This is a genomic window from Maribellus luteus (assembly GCF_003576475.1).
Lineage (GTDB): Bacteria > Bacteroidota > Bacteroidia > Bacteroidales > Prolixibacteraceae > Draconibacterium > Draconibacterium luteum.
Genome location: NZ_QWGR01000214.1, coordinates 1 through 554 on the forward strand (window position 1 = coordinate 1; position 554 = coordinate 554).

Below are 554 nucleotides of genomic sequence, written 5' to 3' on the forward strand. Positions count from 1 at the left end.
GCCACTGCAGCACTTCGTATTTACCGCGCACGTCGTCGGGCAGGAACTTGCCGGTCTTGCCTGCGAGGTACAGCAGGATCGCGCCCGATTCGAAGAGCGAGATCGGTTTGCCGTCGGGGCCATCCTGATCGACGATGGCTGGGATCTTGTTGTTGGGCGAGATGGCCAGGAACTCGGGCTTGAACTGTTCACCCCGGCTGATATCGACGGGGATGACGCGATGCGGCAAGCCGGTTTCGGCAAAGAACAGCGCCATCTTCAGGCCATTGGGCGTGGCGCAATAGTAGAGGTCGATCATGGCGGGAGCCTCGTGTTCTGTCCTGTTGATTGACAGAGTACGCGCGCGAGTGGCCTTTTGTAATGTCCAGAAAATAGAATTTTCAGGTGACCACTCAGGGATTGTGCGCCTCTTCGGGGTGCACTGTTTCGCAGGAGCGTGCGTACCATTCCCACGCTGCGGTGCCGCACAGCACGCCCGTTGCCAGCGCGGATACTGCGAGCGCGGGCAGTTCACTCGCCGGCAGCCATGCGCCGCCGAGTACCACCAGACCGAC

1 protein-coding gene is annotated in these 554 nt (G+C 60.8%); it reads right to left on the bottom strand.

Translation table 11 applies throughout. The features are described 5' to 3' along the window. Window positions 1-298 (bottom strand): glutathione S-transferase N-terminal domain-containing protein (locus D1614_RS28645; RefSeq protein ID WP_175579319.1); only part of this gene is annotated, 298 nt, incomplete at its 3' end. Between the last annotated feature and the right edge of the window lie 256 nt (window positions 299-554).